Raw genomic sequence first — 7,124 nt, 5'->3', positions numbered from 1 at the left:
GAACCCCGGTAGAAGTGGCAGGAACCTCTCAAAAATGAGTAGCATAGTTTAAATTTTAAATAGGAAAAGGAGTATATCCAATGAAACTCGACAAGTTTCTATTAGCACAAAACATGGCTTTTTTAACATCGATTCCGCCGGAAAGCAACTTAGCAAAATTACTTTCTTTTTGTTTAGCAACAAAGGTTAGAGAAAAAACGCCTGGCACAGAAATTTTGAAGTTAACTTATCAGCTTATGGAAAACCCATCACGGTTACCATATTGGGCTCAAGACGTGATGGGACACGATTTAGATTACACATCCCAAGAGTGGGAAGCATTAGCAAAAATGGGTATCAAGGATGCGAAGGAGTTTATGGCAATTGTGGAGCAAGAATTAGAGAATTTGACGTTTTAATATAAACTTTTCTAGTTCCTATTAGCAAATCAAGATTCGGAGCTACGGAAAATATGTCTTTAAATATTGAGCTTTTAGAAGAAAGTTTTCAGCGAGTTAAACTTCATGCCGATGAGTTTGCTGCTAGCTTCTACGAAAATTTATTCACTGCTTATCCAGAAGTGAAACCGTTGTTTGCCAAAATTGACATGGCAACACAACAAAAAAAGCTGTTGAATGCTCTTGTTTTAGTGGTTGAAAATCTTCGTAACCCAGAGGTTTTAGGACAAGTTCTCAATACCTTGGGAGCCAGACACATTGGATATGGAGCTATTCCTAAATACTATCCTGCGGTCGGAGAAGCATTACTCACGACGTTTGCACAGTACCTCCAAGAGGATTGGACTTCCGAAGTCAAGCAAGCTTGGGTCGATGCGTTCAGTGCGATCGCAGATCAAATGTTAAAAGGTGCAAATGAAATTCATGCAGGTGTTGAATTAGAGGATTCAGCCACCATTGCATCATCTGAAACAGCAACCGCCGCATCTAACGTTGCAGAAAAAGAGGCGAACGAGTTACCTGCAGATTTGCTAGAAAAGAGTTTTGCCACTATTAAGCCACGTGCTCAAGAATTCGTCGCCAGTTTCTACGAAAACTTGTTTATCGCCCACCCAGAGGTGAAACCGTTGTTTGCCAACATTGACATGGTAACACTACAGAAAAAGCTGTTAAATGCTCTAATCTTAGTTGTAGAGAATCTCCGTAACCCAGAATCTCTAGGGCAAGTTCTCAGTGCATTGGGAGCCAGACACGTTGGCTATGGGGCACTTCCTAAATACTATCCTGCGGTGGGAGAAGCCTTACTCACAACGTTTGAACAGTATCTTCAAGCAGATTGGACGCCTGAAGTCAAGCAAGCCTGGGTGAATGCTTTTCGAGCGATCACTGCTGGGATGTTACAAGGCGCTCAGGCAGAATCTTCAATAGCTGCTCATGATGAGAAAGCAACAATATCAAAACAGCCCATAGCATTCAAGACACAGCTTCAACACAAGTTGAAGACATTTCAAGCTCAATCGCTTATTCAACAGTGGAGTGCAATTCTCAAGCAAATACCAGAAAAAATTGTTAATGCTTTCTGGACACTGCCAGCATGGCAAGTTGTGATTATTTCACTCATTGTATTAGAGGGCATTTTTGTAATTGTCGATGACAATTCCTTTTTTTCAGAGATTGTAGACAGTGTTGATACTGTTAGTGTCGTGATTGCTTTAGTTTTGTTTATAAAGGAAGCACCCGATCGCCGAAAACAATTTCACTACCAAGCGTGGAGCACGATTGATGCTGCACACGATGTCAGAGTCAGCTATGCCAGAGTTTTGGCACTTCAAGATTTAAATGAAGATGGTATTCCGCTTAGAGGATTGGATGCTCCAAATACAGAGTTGATTAATATTTATCTACCAAAAGCGGATCTGAGCGAAGCGAATTTGAACGAAACGGATCTCAGCAATGCCAATTTGAACCATGCCAACTTCAACAATGCCAAACTCAACCGAGCAAAATTATCAGGTGCCAACTTGAGCCATACCAATCTGAGTTTTGCTCAATTGAGCCATGTGAACTTTAGTAGCGCCAACCTCAGTCATGCCAACTTAATTTGTGCAGATTTGAGCCATGCCAATCTGAGTGGTGTCAATTTGAAATATACCAGTTTGAGTGGTGCAAAATTAGAGGGTGCCTATCTGACAGGTGCAAATTTGAAATATGCCAAAGTTAGTGTTAATGAACTGACTGGTGCTTTTCTTGAAGGTGCAATTATGCCAGATGGTTCCAGATATCAATCTCTGAAGAATTCAACTGAGATGACGAGCGATGGTTAATTAAGAAGAACGCAGAACACGCTTGGGCAGTAATCAGAATATCCAAAACGAGTGAATCCGCGCTTATTTAAGTACGGAAAAAGTTTGTTGGTGTCCGCATGTTATTGACGGGGGCATCTCTACCAATACTTCATTCCAGAACTCTTAATTCATGACCAGAAAACGCGTTTAATATTCTGAGTTCTGAGTTCTGAGTTCTTTGTTGGTGATACGAAACTAATGACTCATAACTAATGATAAAAGTGTACATTCCCAAACAAGGCGCGGTTGAGCATAACAAAGCAGAGATTTACGAGCTTGTTCTAACTGTTTAATTATGCTTGGTTGACGCTTCTGCTGCCAGTAAAACTGTTGCAGATAATCGACTAACCACAATTGAGCTTCTGTATCTAAATCCTTATCAATTTGTTTGGCTAATTCCAGAGCATCACGATAGGATGAAGGCACTTTGGTCACGGTTTTGAGGAGTTCAGGGGGAATAGCTTGCAGTTGTTGGTAAGATGCGATCGCATCTCCCGGACTACCAGCCGCGACACTCAAGACTGCCGAATGCTGCAAAATTTCCTCATGTCCTGTTTGTTTCAGAACTTGAGCCATTGCTGCTGCATCCAAACGATAAAAAGGAATTCGCTGACAGCGTGACACCAACGTTGGTAACACAGACTCAACCGAAGGCGCAATTAAAATCAGCGTCGCCTGTCCGGGTTCTTCCAAAGTCTTGAGTAAGGCATTTGCTGCTGCTTCCGCCATTGTTTCTGCTTGCTCTAACACTATCATGTGTCTTGGTGCTTGCAACGGCGGACGACTGAGAAATTCAGTAATTTCTCGAATTTGTTCTAAGCGAATTGTCGGCGGTGCTTTGCGCTTGACTCCTTTTTCTGCGGCTTCGGTTGCTGTGAGTCGTTGTCCTTGATACAGGTAAGTTGGCTGCACCCACAACAAATCTGGGTGATTACCTTGTCGCACACGGTTTTGATGTGAACCAAAGAGCAATTCCACAAAGCATTGTGCTGCTAAACTCCGTCCTACACCCTCTGGACCCGCAAACAGATATCCTGGAGCAACACGATTTTTTAGTACAGCTTGTCTCAGTAATTCTACTGCAGCGTGTTGCCCGACAAGTGGTGCAAATGCATCATTGGTCATTTGTTAGTTGTTAGTTGTTAGTTGTAGAGACGCTTCAAACAGCGCGTCTCTACATTTGTTAGTTGTTGAGTACTACCCACTACCCACTACCCACTATCCACTACCCACTATCCCCAAGCTTTCAGCCTAGAGGTTAAGATTGCCTGAATCTGTTGCTGTACAGCTTCTTTATTCAAGCTACCATCTACACGGACAATTCGCTCTGGGTAAGATGCATACAGTTGAGCATATCCTTGCTGGACGCGACGATGAAAGTCTATGGTCTCTTGTTCAATGCGGTCAAATGTATCCCCGTCTCCTCGTTTGCGAGCAAGTCCTACCTCGACATCAACATCAAACCACAAAGTCAAATCGCTTTCTAAGCTGGAGGTGGCGATCGCATTTAGCTGACGGGTTAAACTCATATCTAAACCACGTCCCCAGCCTTGGTAGGCAATGGTAGAATCGGTGTAGCGATCGCACAAAACAATCGCCCCGTCTTGGATGGCTGGCTTGATAACTTGCTCAACGTGTTGCGATCGGTCAGCAGCATACAAAAGTAACTCTGTCCTATCTGCAATTGAGTTAGACTTAGCTGACAACAACAGTTTTCGTAGATGCAACCCTAACTCTGTTCCTCCTGGTTGACGAGTTACAACGACAGAAGTCTGAAAACTTTGTAACCATTCTTGCGTTAGCTGTATTTGGCTACTTTTGCCAGAACCTTCTACCCCTTCAAATACAATCAATCTGCCCTTCATATTTTGTGAATGCTGCTACCGATTTTGACAATGTCTGTTTGAATATCACCCGATTGGGTGATCCTACAGGATGAAGCGTAACTATTGAAAGCCATTGTATTCTTTATAGCAACCAGCAATAAGCAGTAGTAATAGCAATAGGCGAATTTGGCTATGAGCAAGCAACAGGAAGCAGATATCAAACTAGCATATCAAACAGCGGCAGAAATGACATACATCGTAGCCGTTGGCTTGAGTAAAGTTATGGAAAAGCAGAAGAAAGAGAAACTCATTGCCAAGCGACAAAAGCGAATGAAATCACTGCAGAGTCTCAAGTCATGTGCGCTAAATTGATTCCAATACTCAGAATTAGGACTCTTTGCAAGTGACACCCAGACACAACAGACAACTCCAGAAATGAAATTTCAGCCTAGATGGGACAAGATTTTTATGCTAATTTTTGGACATGTCTATGTAGAGACGTAGCATGCTACGTCTCTACAAGCATGGAATCGTCACAAATAACGCTTAACTGAAGGGTATTGCTCTATAGTTCAGTTACGACGATGGACTAGTTGCGGGTTTAGTAGTACTAGATGCTGGTTTTCGTTGTTGTTGGTAATAGCCTGCGACTTTTTTAACATAATCACCTGTGAAACCACTGTTGCAGCCTGTATAGTTACCAGTCATCCACCAACAAGCAACGCCACGCACAGCCGCCGTTTCATTACTACCAGTAGCAGTCAACTGATTATTTAACTCCCGGCGTGCAATGCACGAGACAACTTGGCGTGCTAAGCCAGAATTATTTTCAAACTCTGTAGGTGTAACTTCTTTCTTGAGACAAGTTTTGGACCAGCCTTTGAGGGTTTCTGGTTTAACTTGCCATTCACTATAATATCCATCATTTGCAGTACCAGTTTTCGGTGCAGCCAGCCGCAGTGCTTCTACCATCCTGTTGACTTGGGCTTCAGACGCGGACGACTGTTGTGCTTGAGCGAAAGTTGATGCTGGAAAAACCACGCAAGACAATCCAAAGCTCAGAATCGCTCCACTAAGTAATAATCGCATTGGTTTTCTCCTCACGACATTGAACTTCTTTTTTATACCAAAATTGAGAAAAGTGTAACCACTGCGGTTGGGCAATTGAACCTGCTGAGCGATGGCGCGAAAAGCAGCAACGAAGGCGATGCTCCCTCTGGGAGCTACCCGACAGCGGCGATGGCGCAGAGCGCAGCCCCGAAGGGGCATCGCACTTCTAAGGATTATACTTATAAGTCGCAACCGTTGTCAGATTGCTTCCACTGGTCACGGTTTATTGTATAAAAGACCCATTCAACACCATAGAGTTGGACATTTTTCTCGTATTGCATACCAGTTTTTTCCATCACTCGACGTGATGCCAGGTTTTCTGGTTTAGCGAGTGCTACCAATCGTTCAAATTGCAAAGTTTCAAAGCCGTAACGAAGGAGTGCAACTGTAGACTCAGTTGCTAATCCTTGTCCCCAGTACTTTCTCGCCAGCAAATAATTTACTTCAATTTCGTCCAGAATTGCTAGATACTCTAAACCACAGTGTCCAATTAATTGCTTGTGTGGTTTGTAAATCGTTGCCCATCTACCAAACCCGTGTTGCTTCCAGTGTGCCAGATAAGACTCTAACATTTCTTGAGTCTGTTTCCTAGAAGCTGGTTCTGAAATCAAGCGATACTTCATCACTTCTGGCTCGCCATATATCTGAGCTAAATCGTCTAAATCTGCTGTCACAAGTGGACGTAACCATGTACGAGGAGTTTCTATTACAGTCATAGTAGGATATACATTTTACACACATAAATCTGCTGTACGGTTACAAGAACCCCGACTTCTTAAAGAAGTCGGGGTTCTTGCGCGTATAATATATCAAAATTAATCACATGAACCACTACTAGTGGTAAGAACGCATTTGTTTTGAAGGCTTTGTAGTGAGCGCAAAGAGCGCTCAAAGAGTCTAGGACTAAAGTCCATTACAAACTTATACAACTATCATAATTAATGCGATGGAGTACTACCGTGTAGTGTAAGTAATTGAAAACCACTATAAGATTTTTAAGTCCAATTTTTTAAACTTTGTTTCAACTTAGGATGAGTTGCAGAAAAATTTCGATAACGTGAAGATATAGCAGTCCTATTTGATTTGTGAGAAATGTAGATACAACGGTGAGGCAGGGAGCAGTTCTCTGTTTTATGGCAGTAAGTAAAAGCCTTGGTTGGAGGTGATACTAATGACGGGAATGTTTTGGTTTTTGGGATTCTGCTTTTTTTGGCTTATTGGTCTAACTCTTTTGGTAGAAATTTGGTTGGATGAACAAGAGCAGCAGTTTTGACGGCAAATTCTGACAGCTTACCGAATCACAAGTTAATAAATCGGGTCAACTTCCAGATTTGGAAGTTCTTCATTTAAATTAACAAGCGGCAAATGTCCGATAAAAAATAGAAAACCCGTCTGAATCTTCATTCAAACGGGTTTCTACATTAAGACGAGTTTCAAGCTGCCTATAACACAGTATTTAACTCAACTTAGACATCATAGATTAAACACTCAGGCGCATTTGGATTTTCATCACAGTAGTACTCTAAGGATGTTTTAAACTTTTCTGTTGCCTGTCTATGGGATTTCTCTGCTTGCAATTCTTCGACAATATCCCAAGCTACAGCACAGCCAGCAGAGGTGTTTCCTTGAATATCACAAGTAGTACGGGCTTGCTCAATAGCTTCTAGAATGGCTCGCTCTAAAGGAGTTTGATTTGCGACTTCCCGACTAGCGTCTACAATTTTAGGCATCAAGTTTTTAGTTATCCGCTCTTTCGTTGAAGGTTTACAGTTGCAGTTCAGAGTTTCTATCCCTGCAACTGACATCTCCAATATATGCTCGATTTCAGGATGATGCAGTGTGCGGAACCGTAATCCTCATAGGTTACTTTCCGTATCAGGATTCAATCGGCTCTTAAGAGTGTTACG

General features: G+C 42.3%; 8 protein-coding genes. 3 read left to right on the top strand and 5 right to left on the bottom strand.

The window, feature by feature from the left end; genetic code table 11:
- The first annotated feature begins 80 nt into the window (after positions 1 to 80).
- The gene (locus AACT52_RS09460) at positions 81 to 398 is read left to right on the top strand and encodes a hypothetical protein (RefSeq protein WP_073636574.1); all 318 of its coding nucleotides are present in this window, start codon (positions 81 to 83) and stop codon (positions 396 to 398) included.
- 53 nt (positions 399 to 451) lie between these two features.
- A complete protein-coding gene (locus AACT52_RS09455; protein WP_073636573.1) occupies positions 452 to 2,260 on the top strand; it encodes a globin domain-containing protein in 1,809 nt (602 codons plus the stop codon).
- A gap of 216 nt (positions 2,261 to 2,476) precedes the next feature.
- On the opposite strand, the gene AACT52_RS09450 is transcribed toward AACT52_RS09455, so the two are convergent.
- Positions 2,477 to 3,406 (bottom strand): DNA polymerase III subunit delta', encoded by a 930-nt coding sequence (locus tag AACT52_RS09450; RefSeq protein WP_073636572.1) that lies wholly within the window; start codon positions 3,404 to 3,406, stop codon positions 2,477 to 2,479.
- A 107-nt stretch (positions 3,407 to 3,513) separates the two neighbouring features.
- Positions 3,514 to 4,146, bottom strand: coding sequence for a dTMP kinase (gene tmk, locus AACT52_RS09445; protein WP_073636571.1), 633 nt, complete (start codon positions 4,144 to 4,146; stop codon positions 3,514 to 3,516).
- Positions 4,147 to 4,299: 153 nt separating this feature from the next.
- Between tmk and AACT52_RS09440 the strand changes: the two genes are divergently transcribed.
- A complete protein-coding gene (locus AACT52_RS09440) occupies positions 4,300 to 4,479 on the top strand; it encodes a hypothetical protein (RefSeq protein WP_073636570.1) in 180 nt (59 codons plus the stop codon).
- Between the two features lie 204 nt (positions 4,480 to 4,683).
- Here AACT52_RS09440 and AACT52_RS09435 read toward each other — a convergent pair whose 3' ends face one another.
- The 3 genes from AACT52_RS09435 to AACT52_RS09425 all read right to left on the bottom strand — a co-directional run bounded on the left by AACT52_RS09435 (position 4,684) and on the right by AACT52_RS09425 (position 6,947).
- Entirely contained in the window at positions 4,684 to 5,196 is a 513-nt protein-coding gene (locus tag AACT52_RS09435; RefSeq protein WP_073636576.1) for a hypothetical protein, read from the bottom strand.
- A gap of 200 nt (positions 5,197 to 5,396) precedes the next feature.
- Positions 5,397 to 5,933 carry a GNAT family N-acetyltransferase gene (locus AACT52_RS09430; RefSeq protein ID WP_073636569.1) on the bottom strand — a complete coding sequence of 179 codons (537 nt, stop codon included), beginning with the start codon at positions 5,931 to 5,933 and terminating at the stop codon, positions 5,397 to 5,399.
- 750 nt (positions 5,934 to 6,683) lie between these two features.
- Positions 6,684 to 6,947, bottom strand: coding sequence for a Calvin cycle protein CP12 (locus AACT52_RS09425; RefSeq protein ID WP_073636575.1), 264 nt, complete (start codon positions 6,945 to 6,947; stop codon positions 6,684 to 6,686).
- Positions 6,948 to 7,124 lie beyond the last annotated feature (177 nt).

It is taken from the genome of Scytonema sp. HK-05 (assembly GCF_963872035.1).
In the GTDB taxonomy this organism is placed as follows: Bacteria; Cyanobacteriota; Cyanobacteriia; order Cyanobacteriales; family Nostocaceae; genus Kalymmatonema.
This window is presented reverse-complemented; position numbering and strand designations above follow the sequence as displayed.